Genomic DNA, 23,538 nt, shown 5'->3' with positions numbered 1-23,538 from the left:
CGGGCGCCGGCCCCGGGGCACGGTCGGCGGAAGGAACCCCACCGTGACCACCCCGGACAGCCATCGCGTCATCGACCAGCGGATCGATCGCGTCGTGCCGTTGACCACCCCGGCCCTGCTGCACCACCACCTGCCGCTGGACGCCCCGCTCACCGAGGCCGTGCTCGACGGCCGGCGCGCGGTCGGCCGGGTGCTCGACCGGGCCGACGACCGGCTGCTGGTGGTGGTCGGCCCGTGCTCGGTGCACGACCCGGCCGCCGCCCTGGACTACGCGGCCAGGCTGCGGGAGACTGCGGACCGGCTCGCCGACGACCTGCTGATCGTGATGCGGGTGTACTTCGAGAAGCCGCGCTCCACGGTCGGCTGGAAGGGCCTGATCAACGACCCCGGGCTGGACGGCTCGGGCGACGTGAACACCGGCCTGCGCACCGCCCGCGCGCTGCTGCTGGACGTGCTGCGGCTGGGCCTGCCGGTGGGCTGCGAGTTCCTCGACCCGATCACCCCGCAGTACATCGCCGACACGGTGGCCTGGGGGGCGATCGGCGCCCGCACGGTGGAGAGCCAGGTGCACCGGCAGCTCGCCTCCGGCCTGTCCATGCCGATCGGCATGAAGAACCGCCCCGACGGCAGCATCGGCACCGCCGTGGACGCCATCCGGGCGGCCGGCGTCCCGCACGTCTTCCCCGGCATCGACGTCTCCGGCACCCCGGCGATCATGCACACCCGGGGCAACGCCGACGGCCACCTCGTGCTGCGCGGCGGCAACGACGGCCCGAACTACGACGCCGCCTCGGTGGCCGGGGCGCTGGACCTGCTCCGCGCGGCCGGCCTCCCGGAGCGGGTGGTGGTCGACGCGAGCCACGCCAACAGCGGCAAGGACCACCGCCGCCAGCCGCTGGTCGCCGCCGACGTCGCGGACCAGCTCTCCGCCGGCCAGCGGGGCATCGTCGGCATCATGCTGGAGAGCTTCCTGCTCCCCGGCCGGCAGGACCTCGACCCCACCCGCGAGCTGGAGTACGGCCGCTCCGTCACCGACGCCTGCCTCGGCTGGGACACCACGGAAGAGGTCCTCGCCACCCTCGCCGCCGCCGTCCGCACCCGCCGCACCACCACGGCCCCCCTCACCACCCCGGCCTAAACCCACCCCACCCACCGCCGGCTCCCCCGCCCCCGCCCGGTTGATCAAGAGCTTTGCGTCAGGAATCGCGCCGGACCTGGCGCAAAGCTCTTGATCAACGCACGTGGGGAGGGGAGGGGGAAGGCAGTGGTGCCCCCGGCCGGAGGTCGGGGGCACCACTGGGTGTCGGTGTGCAGGTCGCCTCTCGGCGCGTGGCGCGACGCGGCTCCAGCCGGACGGTGTTCCGCGAAGGCAATTCAGGTGAGGCCCGGGGACACTGGGCACACCGACACACCCCACAACCGGCGGGGGCCCGGTTGGTGTTCCGGGCCTCGAACGTGACGGCCGTCACCACACCCGGCCGAGCCGGGGGCCGAGTCGGGCCGGGTGACGTTTGACCGTTTCCGGCTCGGGTAGCCGACCGTCGTGACCGACGACCCATCCGTGACGGACGCACCCGTGGACGACGCCGAGCTGGCCGCCGACACCGATCTGCCCGCCGACAGCGAGCCGGCCGGCGACACCGAGCCGGACACCCGGCCGCTCGACGAACTGCTCGACGAGATCTACCACGGCCAGGAGCGGATCAGCCAGGCAGACATCTACCGCCGGGCCGTCGCCGCCGAGCTGGCCGCGGCGCTGCTCACCCGGATCGCCGCCCTGCCCGAGGGCGAGTACGCGGTGGACGAGGCCGCCGACCTGCTGGGCGGGTCGCCCGCCTGACGCCTCGGATCCGGGCGGCACGAGCCCGCAGCGGCACGACGCCTCCACCCGGCCCGGCCGCCGCACCGGTCCCGCACGACCACGGAGAGGACAGCGAGGATGACCGATCGCGAGGAGCAGCGGGAGGCGCACGTCCCGGCGCTCGGCCAGCCGCCGGAGGGCGGGGACAGCACCCCCGAACCGGACTTCGCCGACGAGCACGACCGCACCGCCGTCGACCGGGACATCATCACCGGCGACGAGGACGATGAGGAGCGCGAGCCGGAGTCGCCGCACGGCTGGTCCGGCATGCAGCGCTGACGCCGGACGGGGAGGCGGCCGGGCGGCCCCGACCCCTCCCCCGTACCCGGTTCAGTCCTTGTCGTGACCGCCCTCGGCGGCCTGCTGGGCGACGGCGTAGCCCATCTGGAGGAAGTCGGAGGCCGCCACCGCGGTCAGCGCGGTGGCCACCAGCCGGGTCAGCCGGGGGGCCAGCACCAGGCCGCCGGTCAGCCCGGTGGCCACCCAGACCGCCAGGCAGAACGGGCAGCTCAGCAGCTCCCCGATGGCGTGCCGGGTGGGGCTGCCCGAGTCCCGGACCTGCTCCATCACCTCGCCGGAGCCGATCGGGCGGTCGTACCGGGTGAACGGGGCGCGCAGCGGGCTGGTCACCGCGTCCTTCGACAGCAGCCGGCTCAGCTTGTGGGTGGCGACGGAGAGCAGCAGCACGTCGGCCGGGCTGGGCCGCTCCGGCACCGGTCGGCCGGCCGCCCTGACCAGTGCGGCGAGCATCGCGGTCACCCCCGCGTAGGTGCCCATCGCCACCAGGTAGCCGCCGAGCGGGCGGTGCTCGTGCGGCGCGTACGCCTGGCGCAGCCGCGCCACCTTCTGCCTCAGGCTGCTGTCGCTCAAACCCGGTCTCCTCGTTCTGTGCGCGGGCCGCCGGCGGCGGGTCCGGCGACCGGCTCAGCCGGCGGTCAGGTTGTCGGCCACCTCGCGGGCGAGGTTGGCCAGTGTCTCGTCGGCCAGCCCCGGATCCGCCTGGCCGGACGCCCCGGCCAGGTCCAGCCGGACCAGGGCGCCCCCGGCGTCTGCGGGCTCCACCCGGATCTCGGCCGACCACTCGGGGGCGGAGGCGCTGGCCCACCGGGCCCGCAGCGGCCCGGTGCTGACGTCGGGGCGGCTCGCGCCGTCGGACCGCAGCGGCTGGGGCAGCCACGCGGCGGCCCGGTCCGGGTCGGTCGCCGTGCTGAACACCACCTCGGGCGGCGCGGACATGCCGCGCTCCGCGTGCGCCCCCATCACTCGTCCCGCAACCGGGCCGGGTCGACCTCGCGGCCCGGGTGCCGGGCCAGGTACTCGGTCTCCAGTTCCGCCGTACGGCGCAGGTGGTTCGCGAGCGCCGAGTCCGCCGCGTGCCGCAGCGTGTCGAGCCGGGTGCGGTGCAGGCTGTGCATCTCGCGGATCAGGTCCTCGTCGGCGAGTTCGGCGGGGTCGATCCCCAGCTCGCCGTCGGCGGACATGTCGTGGACGTGGTCGCCGTCCCACTCGGGCAGCCGCTGCTCCGGGCTGGCTTCGACCGGGCCGCCGGGCTGCCGCACTGATTCGGTCATCGTCGCCCCCCCCTCGTCTCGTCTGGGCTGGCGTCTAGACGGATGCCCACACCGGCCACCACCAAACCCCCGAACTACGACGCCGCGTCGGAGAACGCCCCGGCTCCCGGTACCCTCGAACCCATGAAGCGGCTCTGGACACCGGCGTGGATCGCCCGCCACGTGGCCATGGTCGTGCTGGTCGTCGGCTTTCTCGGGCTGGGCTGGTGGCAGATCACCCGGGCCGCCGACGGCAACTCCATCAGCTGGGGCTACGCCGTCGAGTGGCCGGTCTTCGCGGCGTTCGTCGTCTTCGTCTGGTGGCGTGAACTGCGACACACCCTGCGCTCCGCCGCCGACGGGCCACCGACGGCCGGCGAGCAGGCGGGCGGCGACGTCCCGGCCGGCGCGGCCCCGGGCCCGGCGGCGCCGGCCGGCGCGGCCCCGTCGTCCGGCGCCCCGACGGGGGTACGCCGACCCGTGCGGGTCGCCCGGGTGGCGGCGACGCCGACCGGCGGGCCCGAGGACGCCGACCTGGCCGCGTACAACCGCTACCTGGCCTGGTTGAACGCCAATCCGGGCGCCCGGCCCGGTGACTATCCCGGCTGACGCCGGTACGCGACTACCCGGCCGAGGCCGGTTCGGAAGGACGGACGAAGGTGGGCGGAGCCCTTACCCGGTACCGCGCGATCGCCTGGATCGTGGGCGTGGCGCTGGCCGTGCTGGTCCTGATCGGCATGCCGCTGAAATACGCGTTCGACGAGCCGACGGTGGTCGCGGTCGTCGGGACCGCGCACGGCTGGCTCTACATGCTCTACCTGGCGGCGACGTTCGACCTGTCCCGCCGGGCGGACTGGCCGCTGAAGCGGATGCTGCTGGTGATGCTCGCCGGCACGGTGCCCTTCGTGTCCTTCTACGCCGAGCGGCGGGTGAGCCACTGGGTGGCCCCCCAGCCCACCCGCACCCCGGAGCCGGTCGCCGGCTGAGGCTGACCCGGCCGGGTCAGCGGTCCGGGCGCCAGAACTCCTCGGCGGTGGCCGGCGCGGCGCCCCAGCCGCCGTACCGCACGCCCTCGCGGGCCCGGTGCACGGCGCGGCTGACCTGCCCGAACTGCCGCTGGTCGTCGCTGCTGAACAGCAGCACCTCGACGCCCCGGTGCCAGCCCCACAGCTCGTACGGCGGCGGACGCCAGCGGTCGCCGGCCAGCGCGAGCAGCACGGGCAGCAGGGCCACCGCCCCGAGGGCCAGGTACGCCCCGGCGGTCAGCCGTTGCAGGCCGCCGGTGAAGCCGAGCACCAGCCCCACCCCGGCGATCATGACGGCGGTCACCGCCACGGCCCGGACGGCGAGCCGGTCGTGCGGGCCTCGGGTGGTGTGCAGGTGGGTCAACTCGGCGATCGCGAAGCTGCTGCGGCCGACGGTGAACCGGTCCGCCGTCACGACGATCCCGGGCTGGGCGTAGAGCAGGGCAGGGGGCGCGGGGGTCACCCTCGGTGACCGGCGCTGGCGGGTGGCGGAGCCATCTCGGATCACGGCTGTCTCCCACGGCTGAGGGGCCGGGAGCGGTCCCCGCGACGCCGGTCGACGCCTACGGGATTCCCGGCTCCGCTCCATTCTCTGACCGTCGGGCCAGCCCAGGCCCGGTTTTCCGGTCCGCGACGCGGTCCCGCGATCCTCACCGCGCCGGCAAGAGGCCACCAATTCCGGCTTATCCGGCTATTACCCCTCGCGTCCGGCGTCATCCGCCCAGAACGACGAAAGCCACGGAACGCCCGTTCGGCGCATCCGGCCCCACCGGCTGCGCCGGAGCGCGGCCCACAAGTCACCGAACGTGATTGTATCTCGCGACACACCCGGGCCGTTTCGCCACTTTCGCCCCTGCTTCACCTGCGGGTAACTCCCGTCCCGGGATAGGTTGTGCGGGCCGGACCGGTCGACAGCCGTCCAACCGGACAGCCCCGGGCCGGCTCGCCGTGGCGTCCGCGACGCGCGGCGACTGGTGGGAGAGGAGCCCTCCGCTCTTGTCGTCCCTCAGGAATTCGCTGCGCGCACTGGCGGCGGCCGGCCTCGCGGCCGTGCTGATCGCCCCGGCGTCGCCGGCTCGGGCCGAGCCGTCACCCGCCGAGCTGACGCAGCGGATCGAGAAGTCCTCGACCGAGCTGGAACGGGTCGTCGAGTCCTACAACAAGCTCACCGAGGACATCAAGGCGAACAAGGCCGCCGCGGCGAGGCTGACGGCCCGGATCGGGCCGTTGGAGGCGCAGGCCGCACAGAGCCGGGCGGACGTCGGCGAGATCGCCGTCACCGCGTACAAGACGGGCCGGCTGGACACCGCCAACGCGCTGCTGAGCGCGGGCGGGCCGAGCAACCTGCTGGACCGGCTGGACACCCTCGACCAGCTCACCCGGCAGCGCCAGCAGCGGATCACCGGCTTCACCGAGAGCCAGCGCCGGCTGCTCGACCAGAAGGCCCGGCTCGACGCGACGCTGGCGAAGCAGGCCGCACAGGCCAAGCAGCTCGCCGCCGGCAAGAAGAAGATCGAAAAGGACCTCGCCGAGCTCTACGAGCTGCGCCGTCAGGCGTACGGGCGGGCCACCGAGCCGCCGGCGCCGAGGGCGAAGTCGAAGTCGGGCGGGAGTTCCGGCGAGCAGGCACCCGCCGTCTCCGGCCGGGCGGGCACCGCGGTCCGGTACGCGTACGGCGCCCTCGGCAAGCCCTACGTCTGGGCCGCCGACGGCCCGAACGGGTACGACTGCTCCGGCCTCACCTCCGCCGCCTGGCGGGCGGCCGGCAAGTCGCTGCCGCACAACACGAGGATGCAGTGGGGCGTGGTCAGCCACATCAGCCGCAGCGAACTGCGCCCGGGCGACCTGGTCTTCTACAACAGCCTCGGGCACGTCGCGCTCTACGTCGGCGGGGGCCAGGTGATCCACGCGCCCACCTTCGGCCGCAACGTGGAGAAGCGGGACGTCGACCTGATGAGGCCCTACGGGTACGGCCGGGTCCGCTGACGGCCCCGACACGAACGGCGAACGGCCGGCGTCCCCCTATCGGACGCCGGCCGTTCGCCGTCATTGTTACCAGGTCAGGCGGCCTGCAACCCCTCCGCCCGGGCCAGCTCGCGCAGCCGGCCCAGGGCCTGGATCTCCAACTGCCGGATCCGCTCCCGGGAGAGCGAGAAGCGCGAGGCGACCTCGGTCAGCGAGTGCTCCCGCCCGTCCTCCAGGCCGTAACGGGCCCGCATGATGCCGGCCGACCGGTCGTCGAGGTGGTTGAGCAGACCCTCGATGCGCTGCCGCTCCAGCCCGGTGAGGACGATGTCCTCCGGCGACGGGGCGTCGCTGTCGGCGACCAGGTCGCCGAGGTTGGTGTCGCCGTCGTCGCCGACCGGGGTGTCCAGCGACACGGTGTCCTGCGACCAGCGGACCAGCTCGTTGACCCGCTCGACGGTGACGCCGAGGGACGCGGCGATCTGCTCCGGCTCCGGGTCGCTGCCCAGCTCGCGGGTGAGCTGCCGGGCCACGTTGCGCATCCGGTTGACGTCCTCGACCAGGTGCACCGGCAGCCGCACGGTGCGCTCCTGCTGGGCGATGGCCCGGCTGATCGCCTGGCGGATCCACCAGGTCGCGTAGGTGGAGAACTTGAAGCCCCGCTCGTAGTCGAACTTCTCGACCGCCCGGACCAGGCCGGTGTTGCCCTCCTGGATCAGGTCGAGCATGGGCATGCCCGAGCGTACGTAGCGCCGGGCGATGGAGACGACCAGCCGCAGGTTGGCGCGGATGAAGAGATCCTTCGCCCGCTCCCCCTCGGCGACCACGCGCTCCAGGTCGTCCCGGTCGACACCGGCGGGAACGCGGTCGGTGTCGAGCAGGTGCTCGGCGTAGAGGCCGCCCTCGATCGCCTTGGAGAGATCGACCTCCGTGGCGGCGTCCAGCAGTGGCGTCCGGGAGATCTCGTGAAGGTAGACTCCGACCAGGTCGCGCTCCTCGGCCACCTCGTCGGTTCGCATGCCGATGTTCTTGTCCACGTTGCCCACGGTCCCCTCGCTCGCGCCGGTTGCCCGGTTCCTTGCCATCCCCACGTCCATCAGCCCTCCCCCGTAACTTCCGCTGTGCCCACCGGTGCTGACCTGACACCTGCACAACAGTCGAGACGCGTCGGGGATTCCATGTCGTGAGTCGAAAGTGTCACGAATGCCTGAGTGGTAGCTGAGAGCCCGGTCCATGTTTGCTGTCAGCACCCCGTCGGGCGGCTCGCCGTTGGCGCCACGGACGGGGTCGGCGGATCGACGGACGCCGCCACCCGTAGGCATGGCACCACTGTCGGCCCCGGGCGCGCAGCGACCCGGGTCACCACCACGCTGCGATCCTGGTCACCGACTGATACGCGGCGGCGCACCGGTCGGTTCATTCACGGACACGGAATACCCTCGCCCTGGTTGAACAATCCGGGGCGGGTGTGAAGTCCCACCCCGGCCGGATCGTGACCATCGTCACCGGGACGCGGCCCGGCGGCGCAGCCGCAGCTCAGGAGGCGAGCAGGGCGAGGGCGCCGCGGACCTGGTGGGCTGAGCGGGCCAGGGCGGCCCGGGCGGCGGACACCTCGGCCCCGGAGACCAGCGACACCAGGGCGGTCTTCAGGTCGCCGTCGGCCTCGTGCAGGGCCCGCCGGCAGGCCTCCTCGGCGCCGCCGGTGGCCTCCACCAGGATCGAGATCATCCGGCCGCGCAGCTTGGCGTTGGTGGCCACCATGTCGATCATGAGGTTCGAGTAGACCCGTCCCAGCCGGACCATCACGGCCGTGGAGAACGTGTTGAGCACCAGCTTCTGCGCGGTGCCCGCCTTCATCCGGGTCGACCCGGTCACCACCTCCGGGCCGGAGTCCACGCCGATGAAGACGTCGACCGACGAGGCGGCCTCCGCCTCCGGGTTGGCGCAGAGCAGCACGGTCGCCGCCCCCTGCGCCCGGGACGCGGCGAGCGCCCCGAGAACGTACGGGGTGCGCCCGCTGGCGGCCAGCCCGACGACCAGGTCACCGGCACCGACGCAGTCCGCGGCCTCGGCCGCCCCGCCCCGGTGGTCGTCCTCGGCGTCCTCGACGGCCCGCCAGATCGCGTCGGGGCCGCCGGCGAGATGGGCGCAGAACCAGTGCCGGGGCGAGTTGAAGGTGGGGGCCAGTTCGGCGGCGTCGAGCACGCCGAGCCGACCGGAGGTGCCGGCGCCGAAGTAGTGCACCCGGTATCCGCCGCGCAGCGCGGTGACCGCGAGGTCGACGGTGGTGGCGATCTCGTCGAGGACCGCCGCGACGGCGGCCGGCACCCGGCGGTCGGCGTCGTTGATCACGGTGAGCACGTCCCGGGTGGACATCAGGTCGAGGTCCACGCTGAGCGGGTTGCGCCGCTCGGTCGGCGCGCCCACCCGGACCACCGGGCGGGCCGGGGCCGGGGCCGCCTCGTCGGGCTCGACCCGACCGGCGGTCACCCCCGCCTCCGCGCGGACCCGACCCGGTGGGTCTGCACCGCCGCGGCGGTGACCTCCAGCGCCTTGCGGGTCCGCGCCCGGTTCCGGGCGGCCACGCCCACGAAGAGGCAGTCGACCACGGTGAGCTGCGCCAGCCGGCTGGCCATCGCGCCGGAGCGGTAGGTGGTCTCCCGGGCCGCCGTGGTGAGCACGAAGTCGGCGACGTCGGTGATCGGCGAGCGGGGGAAGTTGGTCAGCGCGACCGTCGCCGCGCCCCGGGACCGGGCCTGCTCCAGCACCTCGATCACGTCCGCGGTGGTGCCGGTGTGCGAGATGCCCACCGCGACGTCGCCCTTGCCGAGCAGGGCGGCCGAGGTGAGCGCGGTGTGCACGTCGGGGAAGGAGAACGCCGTCCGGCCGATGCGGTGCAGCTTCTGCTGGAAGTCGGAGGCGACGAAGCCGCTGGCGCCCGCCCCGTAGACCTCGATCCGGCTGGCACCCACGATCGCCTCGACGACCTGCTCGCAGACGGCCGGGTCGAGCTGCTCGGCCGTCTCCTCGACGGCCCGCGCGTCGTTGAACGCGATGGTGGCGATGATCTGGGCCAGGTCGGCGCCGGGCGGGATGTCACCGCCGACCACCCGGGCGTCCGGAGGCTCGACCCGGCGGGCCGCCTCGGCGGCGAGCCGGATCCGCAACTGTGGATAGCCGTCCATGCCGACCGAGCGGCAGAACCGGATCACGGTCGCCTCGGATGTCTCGGCGGCTGTGGCGAGGTCGGTGATGGTGCGCCGGGCGGCGTCCGCCGGATCGGCGACCACCAGCCGGGCCACCCGCTGCTCGGCGGGCGACAGCGAGGGGAGCAGGCCGCTGATATGGACGATCAGTCCACCCGGCTCGTGACTCGCAGAAATCTTCGGACTCTTCGCCACGGATGAAACTTACTTTCACGAGGCGTGAGCGTCAACCATGTCCCCGCGTATCGGGAAAAAAGTACTCCGAACGTTCATCAGTGTTGCCGAAAGACTGCCATTTCCGCAGCGTCCGGCACCTCCCCCGGCAGGCCCGGCCGCCGTGCCGGACGGGGCCGGCGTCCCGCCGTCCGGACGGGCCGGCGTGCCGGACCCGGGGCGGCCGGCGTGTCTGCCCGGGTGAGCCGCAACACGGTGCCGGCCACCAGCGGCGCGAGCGCGTCGGTCTACGGGCGGGCCTGGGCCGCCAGCCGCCGGCCCACCCCCTGGTCGGCCGCGTCGGCCCGGCCCGGCCCGACCGCCGGGCCCGCCGGTGCGGGCTCCCCGACCTTCGCAGGCCGCTCGGCCGGCAGCCAGGCGGCGAGGTGGGCCTGGATCTGCCGGGACACCTCCTCCGGCGGGCGACCGGCGTCGACCACCACGAAGGTCGGGAACTCCGGCAACGTCCGGTACGCGGTGTCCGCGGCGGTCAGCCAGCCCATGGTCTCGTGGTCGGTGCCGCGCCGCTCGATCCGCCGGTACGCCTCGGCCGGGTCGACGGCGAGCAGGAAGGTGACCTGCGGCGGCGGGAACACCCGGTACCCGGCGCGGGCCAACCGCTCCCAGCGCTGCCCGCCGTGCGCCCGGATGCTGGCGTACTGGCAGGCCGAGTAGCGGTCCATCACCGCCGTGCGGCCGGTGGCCACGCAGCTCAGCAGCGCCGCCGCGATCGCCAGCCAACGCAGCACGGACTCGACGGCGAGCAGGCCGCGCCGGCCGACCAGCCGCTCGGCGTCCGGGCGGCCGAGCCGGTGGGCGAGGCGGCCGAGCCAGCGGCGCCCGCCGGCGTTGCGGTGGTAGGTCGCCGGGCGTCCGGCGGCGGTCAGCGCCTCGGCGAGGTGGTGGGCCTGAGTGGTCTTGCCCGAACCGTCGATGCCGATCAGGGCGACGGCGCGCAGTCGGGCCTTGCCGCGCCGCTCCCGCAGTGATCTGGCCACCCTGCCCAGATTATCGGACCCGCGCTCACCTTGGCGGTTTGTCCGTTCACATCCGGTTGCCACCCCGTCGGGCCGGGCTCAGGTGTGGGCGACCTCTGTGCCGGGTACGCAAATCGAATCCGCCTGTCCACCTCACGACCGACGGGAGAGCCAGATGGCCGAGCGCGGGGACGAGACCCTGGTGCACACGCTGAAGAAGGTCGCCGCCGTGCTCAAGCAGTCCGAGATCCCGTTCGCCCTGGGCGGCAGCTTCGCGGTGTACGCCCACGGCGGGCACTCCAGCGACCACGACGTCGACTTCCTGATCCGCGGGCAGGACGTCGACCGGGCCCTGGAGGCCCTCGTCGAGGCGGGCTTCACCGCCGAGCGCCCGCCCGAGGACTGGTTGGTGAAGGTCTACGACGCCGGCCGGATGGTGGACCTGATCCACCGGCCGATCGAGACCCCGGTCACCGGGGAGACCTTCGCCGACACGATCGTTCGGCCGGTGGACGCGATCCACATGCCGGTGCTGTCGGCGAGCCAACTGATGGTGCACAAGCTGCTCAGCTTCTCCCAGCACTACTGCGACTTCGCCCGGGCGCTGCCGCTGGCCCGGTCGCTGAGGGAACAGATCGACTGGGAACGGGTACGCAAGGAGACGCAGCACTCCCCGTACGCCGAGGCGTTCCTGGTGCTGCTCGACCGGCTGGACGTGGTGCCGTACTCCGGCGCCACCGAGGAGAAGGAGATCGTGTGAGCACGCACCGCGACCGCGCCACCGGGACGCCCGCCGTCGCCGCCGGCCCGCCCGACGAGTACGTGGAGGCCGAGATCCAGCGGCTGCTCGCCGAGGACCCGGCCGTCGCCGAGCAGGGAATCACCGTGGTCCTCCGGGAGCGGGGGCTGATGCTCTACGGCGAGGTGGAGAGCCCGCACCGGCGGGAGGAGATCCTGCGCCGGGTGGCCGAGCGCTTCCCCGACGTGCCGGTCACCAGCGACATCGGGGTGATCCGCGCGCAGGCGCCCACGGAAGTCGAGGAGTTGCCGTGAGGGAGGTCGAGAGGTGATCCGGATCGCCGCCGTGGGCGATGTGCACGTGGACGAGGACGTGGTGGGCCGGTTCCGGCCCGCCCTGGACGAACTGCCCGACTGCGCCGACGTGCTGCTGCTCGCCGGTGACCTGACCCGGCACGGCACCGAGGCCGAGGCGCGCTGCGTGGCCCGCGAGTTCGGCGGGCTGGGGGTGCCGGTGGTGACGGTGCTCGGCAACCACGACCACCAGTGCGACCAGGTGCCGCAGGTGGTCAAGGTGCTCCAGGACGTGGGCATCCGGGTGCTGGAGGGCGAGGGGATGGTGCTGGAGTTCGCCGCGGGGCGGCTCGGCGTGGCCGGGGTGAAGGGCTTCGGCGGCGGCTTCGCCGGCCGGTGCGCCAGTGACTTCGGCGAGCCGGAGATGAAGTCGTTCGTCCGGACCACGAACGAGAGCGCGGAGGCGCTGGGCGCGGCGCTGCGGGGGCTGGACTGCGACCTGCTGGTCGCGCTCACCCACTACTCCCCCGTGCCGGACACCCTGGCCGGCGAGCCGCTGGAGATCTACCCGTTCCTCGGGTCGTACCAGCTCGGGCAGGCCATCGACTCGGCGCCGACCGCGCTGGCCCTGCACGGGCACGCGCACGCCGGCAGCGAGCGGGGCACCACCCCGGGCGGGGTCCGGGTCCGCAACGTCGCCCACCCGGTGATCAAGCAGGCCTACAGCATCTTCCACGTGGGAGATCATCTGGATGCTGGCCAGGTTTCCCGGATCGGCCACTCGGGTATTCGGCAGTCATGGAGCTGATTCTCTGGATTCTCGCAGTCGTTCTCGTGGTCGCCGGCATCCTGGCGCTATTCCGCCGGCAGATCCTGTGGGGCATCGTCCTCATCGTGGTCGGGCTGTTGGTCGGCCCGGGTGGTGTCAGCATCTTCAGTTGACCCCTGACTTCCGTATCCACCGCCGACCCGCCGGGGTCGTCGTGACCGGAGTTCCGTCCTCCCAGACAGGAGCCCTCCGGGCAGGGCGACCCCGGCGTCCTGCCGTCCGGCGAAGGGCCCCTGTGCCAGGTAGGGCGTGGCAGAGGGGCCCCTACCGACTTTCGCGCCTCAGCAGCGCGGGACGTTCGGGATGTAGCCGTCGTAGCCGGTGTAGACGTAGGCGTCGGCGATGAACCGGCCGCTGCCGATCCGGTCCCAGATCGAGCTGGTGCCGTACGTGCCGGTGACCGTGGTGCCGCTGGTCTGGCACTGGATCGTCACCTTCGCCCCGTCGGCGACGGTGCCGACCGAGCTGTAGCCGGTGCCCGGGCCGGAGCGGACGGTCAGCGGACTGCCGGCGGTGTTCACCGTGCCGGAGCCGGTGCCCGAGGAGCAGTTGTTGTTGCTGGTGTAGGTCTTCGTGCCCCAGTACAGCGCCAGGGTGCCGTTGAACCGGACCTGGATGTCGTTGCCGTTGAGCCGCTGCTCGTAGTGCAGGTGCGGCCCGGTGGAGCCGCCGGTGCTGCCCACCCAGCCGATCACCTTGCCGTAGCCGACGCTCTGGCCGACCGAGACGTTGAAGCCGTTGAGGTGGGCGTAGTAGGTGGTGTATCCGCCGCCGTGGTCGATCCGGACGTACTTGCCGTAGCTGGTGCCGCCGAGGTCGGTCACCCGGTCGACGGTGCCGGGAGCGCTGGCCACCACCGCGTCGCCGAGGTCGTCGGTGCGGTTGAAGTCGACCGCGTAGGCCGGGCTGTGGTCGGACCGGGTCTGGCCGGACCAGGACTGACCACAGGGGAACGGCACCTTGAAGGTCGGCGCGGCCATGGCCGGGGCCGCCGGCACCAGGGTCGCCGCGACCAGCACGCCGGCCGCCGCGAGGCTGAACCACCGCTTACGCATCTAGCACCTCCAATGTTGACATCCTTCAATCGATTGCCTTCAGCGTGACAGAAACCTCCACGCACGGAAAGGGCCGTCGCGCAGCCCGAAACCCCTATCGGTGGGAGCGCGCCCACTAGGGGTGAGCTGGTTTCGGGATTGTTACTCGTCCGTGTCCGGATGGGGCTGGACTCACTTCTATGCAAGCGCTTACATGTGGTGACGCCCATCGGACCGGCGCCGCGTCGAGCACGACCGCGCCGGCAAGGAAGGAGAACGGCATGGCGGTCTCTGCCAGACCACGCCAGGCTCTCGCGGTCGCCGGCGTACTGGGGCTGGCGCTCAGCGTCACTGCCTGTGGCACCGGCAACGACAAGAAGAGCGGCAACGCGGGCTCCGCTGAGTGCGCGGCATACGAGAAGTACTCCGGCCAGGACGGCAAGAAGGTCACGATCTACTCGTCGATCCGGGACATCGAGGCCGACCGCCTGGAGCAGTCCTGGAAGCAGTTCGAGGACTGCACCGGCATCAAGATCGACCACGAGGGCAGCGGCGAGTTCGAGGCCCAGCTCGGCGTCCGGGTCGACGGCGGCAACGCGCCGGACCTGGCGTTCATCCCGCAGCCCGGTCTGCTCAAGCGGTTCGCCGACTCCGGCAAGCTCAAGCCGGCCGGCGCCGACACCAAGGCGATGGCCGAGCAGAACTACTCGGCCGACTGGCTGAAGTACAGCACCGTGAACAGCCAGTTCTACGGCGCCCCGCTCGGCTCGAACGTCAAGTCCTTCGTGTGGTACTCGCCGAAGACGTTCAAGGAGAAGGGCTGGACCGTCCCCACCACCTGGGACGAGCTGACCAAGCTCAGCGACCAGATCGCGACGAGCGGCACCAAGCCGTGGTGCGCCGGCATCGAGTCCGGTGACGCCACCGGCTGGCCGGCCACCGACTGGATCGAAGACATGATGCTGCGGACGCAGACCCCCGAGGTCTACGACCAGTGGACCACCCACGGCATCCCGTTCAACGACCCGAAGGTCGCCGAGGCCCTCGACAAGGCCGGCACCATCCTCAAGAACGAGAAGTACGTCAACGGCGGCTTCGGCGGCGTGAAGAGCATCGCCACCACCTCCTTCCAGGAGGCGGGCACCCCGATCACCACCGGCAAGTGCGCCCTGCACCGGCAGGCGTCCTTCTACGCCAACCAGTGGCCCAAGGGCACCAAGGTCGCCGAGGACGGCGACGTCTTCGCATTCTACTTCCCGGCGATCGACCCGGCCAAGGGCAAGCCGGTCCTCGGCGGCGGCGAGTTCGTCGCTGCCTTCGCCGACCGCCCCGAGGTCCAGGCGGTGCAGACCTACCTGGCCTCCGGCGAGTACGCGAACAGCCGCGCCAAGATCGGTGACTGGGTGTCGGCCAACAACAAGCTCGAACTGGCCAACGTGCCGAACCCGGTCGACAAGCTGTCCGTCCAGATCCTCCAGGACCAGAAGACCGTCTTCCGCTTCGACGGGTCCGACCTGATGCCGGCCGCCGTCGGCGCCGGGACCTTCTGGAAGGGCATGGTCGAGTGGATCAACGGCAAGGACACCGCCACGGTGCTCAAGGGCATCGAGAGTAGCTGGCCGAAGTGATCCCCGGCGGTGGGCCGGTCCGCGTGAGCGGGCCGGCCCACCGCCCGAGCCGAGACCCTAAGGAGGGTTGATGGAGTTCGACTTCGCCGAAGAGCAGCCGAAGCTCCTCATGCTGATGTACGGGCTGATCGCGTTCGTCGCGGTCGTCGGGGGCCTGCTGGTGCTCCTCGACGCCGTGCCGTCCTGGTTCGCCCGACGCCGCGAGGCGCAGCTGGTCGCCGCCTCGGCGAGCGGGGCTCCGCTGCCCCGGCGCCCGAAGCAGCGCGAGGGCATGTTCGCGTTCTTCTTCCTGCTGCCTGCGGTACTGCTGCTCCTGATCGGCCTGGTCGTCCCGGCCATCCGCACCACGCTGCTGTCGTTCATGGACGGCGGCAGCCAGAACTGGGTGGGCCTGCGCAACTACACCTGGATGTTCTCCGAGGACTCGATCGTCCGGGTGCTGATCAACACGCTCGTCTGGGTGCTGCTGGTGCCGCTCGTGGCCACCGCGTTCGGGCTGCTCTACGCCGTGATGGTGGACAAGGCCCGGTTCGAGTCGGTGGCCAAGTCGCTGATCTTCATGCCGATGGCGATCTCGTTCGTCGGTGCCGCGATCATCTGGAAGTTCGTCTACGCCTACCGCGGCGACGGGCAGGAGCAGATCGGTCTGCTCAACCAGATCGTGGCGAGCTTCGGCGGCGAGCCGAAGCAGTGGCTGCTGGACTCGCCGCTGAACACCCTGCTGCTGATCGTGATCATGGTCTGGATCCAGGCCGGTTTCGCCATGGTGGTGCTCTCCGCCGCGATCAAGGCCATCCCGGCCGACATCGTCGAGGCCGCCCGGCTGGACGGGGTCACCCCGTGGCAGATGTTCTGGCAGATCACCATGCCGAGCATCCGCCCGGCGCTGATCGTCGTGGTGGTGACGCTGTCGATCGCCACGCTCAAGGTCTTCGACATCGTCCGGACCGCCACCAACGGCAACTACGACACCAGCGTCATCGCGAACGAGATGTACAACCAGGCGTTCCGGTACGGCCAGAACGGGCAGGGCTCGGCGCTGGCGGTCTTCCTGTTCGTCCTGGTGATCCCGCTCGTGATCTACCAGATCCGCAACCTGCGTCAGCAGCGGGAGGGCTGAGATGACCACCGCAACGCCCACGCTCCCCGCCGGGGCCCAGGCCACCGGGAAGACCTCCACGACCGCCGGTCGGGTGCGCAAGCGGTTGAACACCCGCATCGCGACCCTGATCTCGATCGTCATCGCGGTGCTCTGGACGATCCCGACCTTCGGGCTGCTCGTCTCCTCGGTCCGCCCGGAGGACCAGATCAAGTCCACCGGCTGGTGGACGTTCTTCAGCGACCCGCAGTTCACCCTGGACAACTACCAGGAGGTGCTGTTCGGCGGCTCGTCGTCGTCCGGGCAGCTCGCCGGCTACTTCATCAACTCGCTGGCGATCACCATCCCGTCGGTGCTGTTCCCGCTCGCGTTCGCGTCGCTCGCCGCGTACGCGCTGGCCTGGATCAACTTCAAGGGCCGGGACTGGATGTACATCGCGATCTTCGCGTTGCAGATCGTCCCGCTACAGATGGCCCTGGTGCCGCTGCTGAAGTTCTTCTCCACCGGGGTCAGCCTGGGCGGGATCACCATCATGCCCGCCTGGGACCTGGTCGACGAGCAGAAGTTCGCGCAGGTGTGGTTCGCGCACACCTGTTTCGCGCTCCCGTTCGCCGTCTTCCTGCTGCACAACTTCATCTCGCAGCTACCCAAGGATCTGATGGAGGCGGCCCGGGTCGACGGGGCCACCCACCCCAAGATCTTCCGCACCATCGTCCTGCCGCTGATCACCCCGGCCATCGCGGCCTTCGGCATCTTCCAGTTCCTCTGGGTCTGGAACGACCTGCTGGTCGCGCTGATCTTCGCCGGGGGCAGCAGCGAGACCGCACCGCTCACCGTCCGGCTGGCCGAGATGGCCGGCACCCGGGGCAACGAGTGGCAGCGGTTGACCGCCGGCGCGTTCGTCTCGATGGTCGTACCGCTGATCGTGTTCCTGTCGCTCCAGCGATACTTCGTGCGTGGCCTGCTCGCCGGCAGCGTCAAGGGCTGACCCGGACGACCGCCGCCGCCCGTCACCGGGCGGCGGCGGTCGGGGCACCAGAGCGGGGTAACCGTGACGAAGATCGATGATGTCGCCCGGCTGGCCGGTGTCTCCACCGCCACCGTCTCCCGCGCGCTGCGCGGCCTCCCGACCGTCTCCGCGGCCACCCGCCGCCGAGTGCTCGCCGCCGCCGAACAGCTCCAGTACGCGGTCTCACCGAACGCGTCGCGGCTGGCCGGCGGCCGGACCGCCACCGTCGCGGTGGTGGTCCCCCGGATCACCCGCTGGTTCTTCGGCACCGTGGTCGAGGCCGTCGAGGAGACCCTGCAACAGGCCGGCTACGACCTGCTGCTCTACAACCTGGGCGGCCGGGAACGCACCCGGCAGCGGGTGCTGCGCACCGCGAACCTGCACAAGCGGGTGGACGCGGTCATGCTGGTCGCCACCCCGCTGCGCCCGGCCGAGCTGGCCGCACTGGCCGCACTGGGCCTGCCCGGGGTGACCATCAGCTCCGGCAGCGAGGTGCCCGGCTGGCCCTGCGTACGCATCGACGACGTGGCCGCGGCGCGGACCGCCACCCAGCACCTGCTCGACCTGGGCCACCGCCGGATCGCCCACATCTCCGGCGACCCCGACGACGAGCTGGCCTTCACCACCCACCTGGACCGCCGCCGGGGCTACCACGAGGCGCTGCGGGCCGCCGGCATCGACCCCGACCCGAGCCTGGACATCGAGTCGCAGTTCACCGTCGACGGCGGCAACCTGGCCACCGCCGAATTGCTCGCCCGGGGCGAACCGCCGACGGCGATCTTCGCCGCCTGCGACGAGATGGCGATGGGCGCGATCAGCGCACTGCGCGACGCCGGGCTGCGGGTGCCGCAGGACGTCAGCATCATCGGCATCGACAACCACGACCTGTCCGGGGTGCTCGGACTGTCCACGATGGTCCAGCCGGCGGCGGAGCAGGGCCGGCTGGCTGCCCGCATCCTGCTCGACCCGCTCGGCGGCCGGGCCCTGCCCGCGCCGGCCCGCCGGGTCGTGCCGGGCCCGCCCGGCCCGCAGCCGGGCGACCCCGCGTCCGGGCCGGTGATCCTGCCCACCCGACTCGTCGTGCGGGATTCGACCGGCCCGCCCCGGGCAGACTGAACGGATTCGCCCGCCCGCCGAGCGGGAATTGACCGGGCGGGAACATGACCGGGCGGGAACATGACCGGCGACGGCATCGACATACGGGAGAAGGCCCTGAACACCAACGCGACCCAGCAGGCACCGTCCGCCGGCCCGGCCACCGGTTGGTGGACCGAGGCCGCCATCTACCAGATCTACCCGCGCTCGTTCGCCGACTCGGACGGCGACGGGATCGGCGACCTGCCGGGCATCACCGCCCGCCTCGACCACCTGACGGAGCTGGGGGTGGACGCGATCTGGCTGTCGCCGTTCTACCCCTCGCCGCAGGCGGACGCCGGCTACGACGTGGCCGACTACCGGGACGTGGACCCGCTCTTCGGCCGGCTCGCCGACGCCGACCGGCTGATCGCCGAGGCCCACGCCCGTGACCTGCGGGTGATCGTCGACCTGGTGCCCAACCACACCTCGTCGGCGCACCGCTGGTTCCAGGCGGCCCTGCCCGCCGCGCCCGGCAGCCCGGAGCGCGCCCGGTACGTCTTCCGCGACGGCCTCGGCCCCGACGGTGACCAGCCGCCGAACGACTGGCGCAGCGTGTTCGGCGGCCCGGCCTGGACCCGGGTCGCCGGGCCGGACGGCCGCCCCGGCCAGTGGTACCTGCACCTGTTCGACCCGGGCCAGCCCGACCTCAACTGGGACAACCCGGAGGTTCACGCCGAGTTCCTGGACGTGCTGCGGTTCTGGCTGGACCGTGGGGTGGACGGCTTCCGGGTCGACGTGGCGCACGGGCTGGTCAAGCAGGCCGACCTGGCGGACTGGCGGGAGCCGCAGGAGATCCTGTCCGGCAACGAGGTCGACAAGCCGCGCCCGCCGATGTGGGACCAGGACGGCGTGCACGAGATCTACCGGGACTGGCGGCGCCTGCTCGACGAGTACCCCGGGGGACGGATCCTGGTCGCCGAGGCGTGGGTGGAGCCGGCCGAGCGGCTGGCCCGGTACGTGCGGCCCGACGAGATGCACCAGGCGTTCAACTTCGAGTACCTGCTCGCCGCCTGGACCGCCCCCGCCCAGTACGCCGTGGTCACCCGCTCGCTGGAGGCAACCGACAAGGTGGGCGCCCCCACCACCTGGGTGCTGTCCAACCACGACGTCGTGCGGCACGCCTCCCGGCTCGGCCTGCCCGTCGGCACCCCCAAGCCGAACGGCATCGGCATCGGCGACCCGCAGCCGGACGCCGCGCTGGGCCTGCGCCGGGCCCGGGCGGCGAGCCTGCTGATGCTGGCCCTGCCCGGCTCCGCGTACCTGTTCCAGGGCGAGGAGCTGGGGCTGCCGGAGCACATGACGCTGCCCGACGAGGCCCGGCAGGACCCGACCTGGGAGCGCAGCGGGCACACCGAGCGGGGCCGCGACGGCTGCCGGGTGCCGATCCCGTGGGAGGCAGACGCCCCGTCGTACGGCTTCGGGCCGACCGACGCGAGCTGGCTGCCGCAGCCGCCGCTGTGGGCCGAGTACGCCCTGGACCGGCAGCGCGGGGTGCCCGGCTCGACGTACGAGTTGTACCGGACCGCACTGCGGCTGCGCCGCGAGCACGGGCTGGGCCGGGGCACCCTGTTCTGGCTGTCCTCGGGCGACGAGGTGCTGGCCTTCCGCAACGGCGGGGTGAGCGTGCTGACGAACTTCGGCGACGCGGCGGCGACGCTGCCGGCCGGCGCCGAGGTGCTGCACGCCAGCGCCCCACTGGACGACGATGGCGCGGTGCCGACCGACGTGACGGTCTGGTTCCGCGCCGCCTGATCAGGACACCTGGTCAGACACCTGGGTCGGGTGGGCAGCCTCGGGGGCCGGGGTACTGGCATGCGCGGCCTGTGGAGCTGATGTCGTGAACGACTCAGCGGGCGGAGCCGCCCGCCAGCCGTCGGCCCGCCGCCACGCTTCCCGGTCGGTGCTCCGGGGCGGCGGCGTGAGTCGTCTACGACATCAGCTCCACAGGGCTCACGACGTCCCAGACCGAGGCCGCAGCGGTCCACCGCCCGCCGGGGACCGGGCGCTACAGGCGTTCGGCGCGGGTGTGCAGCAGGTCACGGACGGCGTCGATGTCCCGGGGCGAGGTGCGGGAGGCGAGCCAGTACATGATCCCGGTCGGGATGAAGAAGAGTTGGAACGCGGCCAGCCCCACGGCGTAGTTCAGCGGCGGCGGGAAGGCCGCCCGCAGCCCGTGGAAGGCCACCCCGACCAGGCCGTTGCCGGCCGCCCGGCCGACCCCGTTGACCAGGTTGCCGAGACTGTAGACCGTGCCCCGGTGCTCGGGCGGGTTGACGTCGGCGATCAGGGCGAACCAGTTCGGCGAGTTCGCCGAGGTGAGCGCCAGCGCGACGACGGCGGTGAGCAGGCTCAGCCCGACGGTCGGCTCGGTGACGACGCTGGCCAGCACCGCGCCGACCACCGCCCCGGCGCTGCCGCCGTCGGGCACGTCGATGCGGATCGGCACGAAGAACAGCACCAGGTAGAACGGCAGGGCGGCGAGGACGCCGACGGCCGCGACCATCGCCCGGCCCCGGGGGGTACGCCGCTGGAGCGCGTCGCCGACGAGGCCGCCGACGATGGACAGCACCCCGCCGAGCTGGAACAGGGTGGCGAAGACGCTGCCCACCACCACGGCGGTGGCCGCCGAGTAACCCTGGGCCTCGGCCCGCTGGGCGAACAGCACGGGCAGCCAGACCAGCGACCCGAACGCGGCCTGCGCGGTCAGCCCCTGTAGGACCAGCCATCGGTTGGTCCGGCGGGCCAGGATGCGGGGCAGGTCGGCCCGGGTGATCCGGTAGTCGTACTCCGCGCCGGTGGCGAGCGCCTCGGCCAACTCCGGCTCGCTCTGCCCGCGCCGGATGTCGTACGTGAACAGGTACGCGCAGGTCGCGGCCAGCCCGACGACGGTGAGCAGCCAGAACGGCCGCCGCCAGTCGGTGGCGCCGAGCAGCCCGCCGGCGAGCGTCCCGGCCAGGGTGCCGACGCCCTGGGACAGTCCCCAGAAGCTCATCACCAGCCCGCGTCGGCGCGGCGAGATCAGGTCGGTCACCACGGAGAAGCCGACCGAGCCGACCGCGCCGAGGCCGACCGCCGCGACGAGTTGGGCCGCCAGGAACGCCGGGTAGTTCTGGGCCAGCGCGCTGCCGCCGGTGCCGGCCGCCCAGATCAGGGTGCCGACCATCAGCAGCGGCTTGCGGTCGGTCCGGTCGCCGACGTACGCCCAGCCGACGGCGGCGACCGCGCTGACCAGGAAGCTGACTGCGGTGACCAGCCCGAGCAGCCGCTGGGACACGCCGAGCGCCCCCGAGATCGGCCCGTACAGCGGCGGGACGAGGCCGATCGCCACGTTGTCCAGCGAGGCTAGCAGCACGAACACCAGGACGCTGTACGTCCGGTGCGCCGCCCCGCCGCCCCGTCGCCGCACCACCCGACCGCTCACCGCCCCAGCATGCCCCGTCGGCCGATCAAGGGGAAACCGCCGCCCGGTGCGCGGTGGCGGCGGCCTCCCCGTGGATCGGCTCGGGCGGATCAGGCGGGGCGGTCGAGCACCCGGTCGCGGGCGGCGGCGTAGCGCTCGCGGACGGCGGGGACGGGCGCGGCGGAGTGCTCCTCGGCGCCGGCCGGGGACCAGTCGGGCGGGGCGTCGCCGCCCAGGGCGAGCCAGGCCGCCTGGCGGGCCGAACCGTCGGCGACGTACTCCCCGGGTGGCGGGACGACGACCGGCCGGCCGAAGACCTGCGGCGCGATCCGGCGCACCGCCGCCGACCGGGCTCCGCCGCCGACCAGGATCACCCGGTCGACCCGGGCGCCCTGGGCGACCAGCGCGTCGAGGCCGTCGGCGAGCGCGCAGAGCATCCCCTCGACCGCCGCCCGGGCCAGGTGGGCGGGGGTCGAGGTGCGCAGGGTCAGCCCGTGCACCGCGCCGGTGGCCGACGGCCGGTCCGGAGTCCGCTCCCCCTCCAGGTAGGGCACCATGACCAGCCCGTCCGCGCCGGCCGGCGCGGACAGCGCCAGGTCGGACAGCTCGTCCAGGCCGACCCGGAGCAGGCCGGCGGCGGCGTCGAGCACCCGGGCCGCGTTGAGCGTGCAGACCAGCGGCAGGTACCGGCCGGTGGCGTCGGCGAACCCGGCGACGGCGCCGCTGGGGTCGGCGGCCGGGGCGTCGGCGACGCTGAACACGGTGCCGGAGGTGCCGATGGAGACGACCACGTCGCCGGGGCGGGCGCCGACGCCGAGCGCGGCGGCGGCGTTGTCCCCGGCCCCCGGTCCGAGCGGCGCTTCGCCGGTGGCCGGGCCGGCCCCGGATGGCAGGCCGGCCAGGGCTGCCGGGTCCAGGGTGCCGGCGGCCTCGGTCGGGCCGAGCACGACGGGGACCGTCAGCCGGCGGCCGAAGGCGCGCTCCAGCAGGTCGGGGCGGTACCGGCCGGTGGCCGGGGACCAGTAGCCGGTGCCGCTGGCGTCACTGCGGTCGGTGCGCAGGGCGGCCAGGCCCGGCGCGCCGGCCAGCCGCCAGGTCAGCCAGTCGTGCGGCAGGCAGACGGCGGCCACGCGGTCGGCGTCGGCCGGCTCGTGCCGGGCCAGCCAGCGCAGCTTGGTGGCGGTGAAGCTGGCCACCGGGACCAGCCCCACCGCGTCGGCCCAGAACCGGCGGCCGGCCTCGCCACCGCCGGCCTCCTCGATCAGCTCGGCGGCGGCCCCGGCCGACCGGGTGTCGTTCCACAGCAGCGCGGGCCGCACCACCCGGCCCGCCTCGTCGAGGCAGACCATGCCGTGCTGCTGGCCGGCGACCGAGACCGCGGCCACGTCGGCCAGCCCGCCGGCCGCCTCGACCGCCGTACCCAGGGCCTGCCACCAGGCCGCGGGGTCGACCTCGGTGCCGTCGGGGTGCCGGGCGCGGCCCTCGCGGACCAGCGCACCGGTCTCCGCGTCGCGGATCACCAGCTTGCAGGACTGGGTGGACGAGTCGAACCCGGCGACCAGGGGCATCCCGG

At 72.9% G+C, this 23,538-nt stretch carries 26 protein-coding genes; 15 read left to right on the top strand and 11 right to left on the bottom strand.

The window, feature by feature from the left end; all coding sequences use genetic code 11:
- Window positions 1-43: 43 nt before the first annotated feature.
- From OOK41_RS08815 to OOK41_RS08805, 3 genes are all read left to right on the top strand, one after another.
- Window positions 44-1,138 (top strand): 3-deoxy-7-phosphoheptulonate synthase, encoded by a 1,095-nt coding sequence (locus OOK41_RS08815; RefSeq protein ID WP_117670806.1) that lies wholly within the window; start codon window positions 44-46, stop codon window positions 1,136-1,138.
- A 471-nt stretch (window positions 1,139-1,609) separates the two neighbouring features.
- A complete protein-coding gene (locus tag OOK41_RS08810) occupies window positions 1,610-1,840 on the top strand; it encodes a hypothetical protein (RefSeq protein WP_266267759.1) in 231 nt (76 codons plus the stop codon).
- Between the two features lie 99 nt (window positions 1,841-1,939).
- Complete coding sequence (locus OOK41_RS08805) at window positions 1,940-2,140, top strand: hypothetical protein (protein WP_266263823.1); 201 nt, start codon at window positions 1,940-1,942, stop codon at window positions 2,138-2,140.
- A gap of 51 nt (window positions 2,141-2,191) precedes the next feature.
- Here the strand turns inward: OOK41_RS08805 and OOK41_RS08800 are convergent, their stop codons facing one another.
- The 3 genes from OOK41_RS08800 to OOK41_RS08790 are packed head-to-tail and all read right to left on the bottom strand — an operon-like array spanning window position 2,192 to window position 3,432.
- Window positions 2,192-2,731: a DUF1360 domain-containing protein gene (locus OOK41_RS08800; RefSeq protein ID WP_266263822.1), complete on the bottom strand. Its 540-nt coding sequence runs from the start codon at window positions 2,729-2,731 to the stop codon at window positions 2,192-2,194.
- A 54-nt stretch (window positions 2,732-2,785) separates the two neighbouring features.
- Complete coding sequence (locus OOK41_RS08795; protein ID WP_117670800.1) at window positions 2,786-3,121, bottom strand: hypothetical protein; 336 nt, start codon at window positions 3,119-3,121, stop codon at window positions 2,786-2,788.
- Entirely contained in the window at window positions 3,121-3,432 is a 312-nt protein-coding gene (locus OOK41_RS08790; protein ID WP_117670798.1) for a DUF6158 family protein, read from the bottom strand. Before OOK41_RS08790 ends, OOK41_RS08795 begins: the two co-directional genes overlap by 1 nt.
- A gap of 123 nt (window positions 3,433-3,555) precedes the next feature.
- On the opposite strand from OOK41_RS08790, the gene OOK41_RS08785 reads away from it, so the two are divergent.
- Window positions 3,556-4,020, top strand: a complete 465-nt coding sequence (locus OOK41_RS08785; RefSeq protein ID WP_266267758.1) for a hypothetical protein — start codon at window positions 3,556-3,558, stop codon at window positions 4,018-4,020.
- Between the two features lie 50 nt (window positions 4,021-4,070).
- Window positions 4,071-4,397, top strand: coding sequence for a DUF3817 domain-containing protein (locus OOK41_RS08780; protein WP_266263819.1), 327 nt, complete (start codon window positions 4,071-4,073; stop codon window positions 4,395-4,397).
- A gap of 16 nt (window positions 4,398-4,413) precedes the next feature.
- Here OOK41_RS08780 and OOK41_RS08775 read toward each other — a convergent pair whose 3' ends face one another.
- The gene (locus OOK41_RS08775) at window positions 4,414-4,944 is read right to left on the bottom strand and encodes a DUF6232 family protein (RefSeq protein ID WP_266263817.1); all 531 of its coding nucleotides are present in this window, start codon (window positions 4,942-4,944) and stop codon (window positions 4,414-4,416) included.
- 488 nt (window positions 4,945-5,432) lie between these two features.
- Between OOK41_RS08775 and OOK41_RS08770 the strand changes: the two genes are divergently transcribed.
- Window positions 5,433-6,422: a C40 family peptidase gene (locus tag OOK41_RS08770; RefSeq protein WP_266263815.1), complete on the top strand. Its 990-nt coding sequence runs from the start codon at window positions 5,433-5,435 to the stop codon at window positions 6,420-6,422.
- Window positions 6,423-6,496: 74 nt separating this feature from the next.
- Here OOK41_RS08770 and OOK41_RS08765 read toward each other — a convergent pair whose 3' ends face one another.
- From OOK41_RS08765 to OOK41_RS08750, 4 genes are all read right to left on the bottom strand, one after another.
- Window positions 6,497-7,486 (bottom strand): RNA polymerase sigma factor RpoD/SigA, encoded by a 990-nt coding sequence (locus tag OOK41_RS08765; RefSeq protein WP_207892852.1) that lies wholly within the window; start codon window positions 7,484-7,486, stop codon window positions 6,497-6,499.
- Window positions 7,487-7,937: 451 nt separating this feature from the next.
- Window positions 7,938-8,891, bottom strand: coding sequence for an N-acetylmuramic acid 6-phosphate etherase (locus OOK41_RS08760; protein WP_117670788.1), 954 nt, complete (start codon window positions 8,889-8,891; stop codon window positions 7,938-7,940).
- Window positions 8,888-9,802, bottom strand: coding sequence for a MurR/RpiR family transcriptional regulator (locus OOK41_RS08755; protein WP_117670786.1), 915 nt, complete (start codon window positions 9,800-9,802; stop codon window positions 8,888-8,890). The genes OOK41_RS08760 and OOK41_RS08755 overlap by 4 nt, the downstream gene beginning before the upstream one ends.
- Before the next feature lie 266 nt (window positions 9,803-10,068).
- Complete coding sequence (locus OOK41_RS08750) at window positions 10,069-10,818, bottom strand: dTMP kinase (protein ID WP_243639978.1); 750 nt, start codon at window positions 10,816-10,818, stop codon at window positions 10,069-10,071.
- On the opposite strand from OOK41_RS08750, the gene OOK41_RS08745 reads away from it, so the two are divergent.
- Genes OOK41_RS08745 through OOK41_RS08730 form a run of 4 tightly spaced genes read left to right on the top strand, consistent with a single transcriptional unit; the run spans window position 10,754 to window position 12,771 of the window.
- Entirely contained in the window at window positions 10,754-11,557 is an 804-nt protein-coding gene (locus OOK41_RS08745) for a nucleotidyltransferase family protein (RefSeq protein WP_323136156.1), read from the top strand. The two genes, OOK41_RS08750 and OOK41_RS08745, sit on opposite strands and share 65 nt — an antisense overlap.
- Complete coding sequence (locus OOK41_RS08740; RefSeq protein ID WP_117670782.1) at window positions 11,554-11,850, top strand: hypothetical protein; 297 nt, start codon at window positions 11,554-11,556, stop codon at window positions 11,848-11,850. Before OOK41_RS08745 ends, OOK41_RS08740 begins: the two co-directional genes overlap by 4 nt.
- 13 nt (window positions 11,851-11,863) lie before the next feature.
- On the top strand, window positions 11,864-12,637 hold the full coding sequence (locus OOK41_RS08735) for a metallophosphoesterase (RefSeq protein ID WP_117670780.1): 774 nt from the start codon (window positions 11,864-11,866) through the stop codon (window positions 12,635-12,637).
- On the top strand, window positions 12,628-12,771 hold the full coding sequence (locus OOK41_RS08730) for a GPGG-motif small membrane protein (protein WP_018786997.1): 144 nt from the start codon (window positions 12,628-12,630) through the stop codon (window positions 12,769-12,771). The genes OOK41_RS08735 and OOK41_RS08730 overlap by 10 nt, the downstream gene beginning before the upstream one ends.
- Window positions 12,772-12,939: 168 nt before the next feature.
- On the opposite strand, the gene OOK41_RS08725 is transcribed toward OOK41_RS08730, so the two are convergent.
- Window positions 12,940-13,713: a M23 family metallopeptidase gene (locus tag OOK41_RS08725; protein WP_117670778.1), complete on the bottom strand. Its 774-nt coding sequence runs from the start codon at window positions 13,711-13,713 to the stop codon at window positions 12,940-12,942.
- Between the two features lie 260 nt (window positions 13,714-13,973).
- On the opposite strand from OOK41_RS08725, the gene OOK41_RS08720 reads away from it, so the two are divergent.
- The 5 genes from OOK41_RS08720 to OOK41_RS08700 all read left to right on the top strand — a co-directional run bounded on the left by OOK41_RS08720 (window position 13,974) and on the right by OOK41_RS08700 (window position 20,317).
- Entirely contained in the window at window positions 13,974-15,320 is a 1,347-nt protein-coding gene (locus OOK41_RS08720) for an ABC transporter substrate-binding protein (RefSeq protein ID WP_117670776.1), read from the top strand.
- A gap of 70 nt (window positions 15,321-15,390) precedes the next feature.
- On the top strand, window positions 15,391-16,440 hold the full coding sequence (locus OOK41_RS08715) for a carbohydrate ABC transporter permease (RefSeq protein WP_117670774.1): 1,050 nt from the start codon (window positions 15,391-15,393) through the stop codon (window positions 16,438-16,440).
- A gap of 1 nt (window position 16,441) precedes the next feature.
- Window positions 16,442-17,407 carry a carbohydrate ABC transporter permease gene (locus OOK41_RS08710; RefSeq protein WP_266263803.1) on the top strand — a complete coding sequence of 322 codons (966 nt, stop codon included), beginning with the start codon at window positions 16,442-16,444 and terminating at the stop codon, window positions 17,405-17,407.
- A 63-nt stretch (window positions 17,408-17,470) separates the two neighbouring features.
- Window positions 17,471-18,544: a LacI family DNA-binding transcriptional regulator gene (locus tag OOK41_RS08705; protein ID WP_266263801.1), complete on the top strand. Its 1,074-nt coding sequence runs from the start codon at window positions 17,471-17,473 to the stop codon at window positions 18,542-18,544.
- A 96-nt stretch (window positions 18,545-18,640) separates the two neighbouring features.
- Window positions 18,641-20,317 (top strand): glycoside hydrolase family 13 protein, encoded by a 1,677-nt coding sequence (locus tag OOK41_RS08700; protein WP_266267757.1) that lies wholly within the window; start codon window positions 18,641-18,643, stop codon window positions 20,315-20,317.
- 253 nt (window positions 20,318-20,570) lie between these two features.
- On the opposite strand, the gene OOK41_RS08695 is transcribed toward OOK41_RS08700, so the two are convergent.
- Window positions 20,571-21,986, bottom strand: coding sequence for an MFS transporter (locus tag OOK41_RS08695; protein ID WP_266263798.1), 1,416 nt, complete (start codon window positions 21,984-21,986; stop codon window positions 20,571-20,573).
- 89 nt (window positions 21,987-22,075) lie between these two features.
- Window positions 22,076-23,533 carry a xylulokinase gene (gene xylB / locus OOK41_RS08690; protein ID WP_266263796.1) on the bottom strand — a complete coding sequence of 486 codons (1,458 nt, stop codon included), beginning with the start codon at window positions 23,531-23,533 and terminating at the stop codon, window positions 22,076-22,078.
- Between the last annotated feature and the right edge of the window lie 5 nt (window positions 23,534-23,538).

This window comes from Micromonospora sp. NBC_01655, from assembly GCF_026339755.1.
GTDB lineage: Bacteria > Actinomycetota > Actinomycetes > Mycobacteriales > Micromonosporaceae > Micromonospora.
The sequence above is the reverse complement of the archived record's forward strand: the minus strand, read 5'-3'. Positions and strand labels throughout refer to the sequence as shown.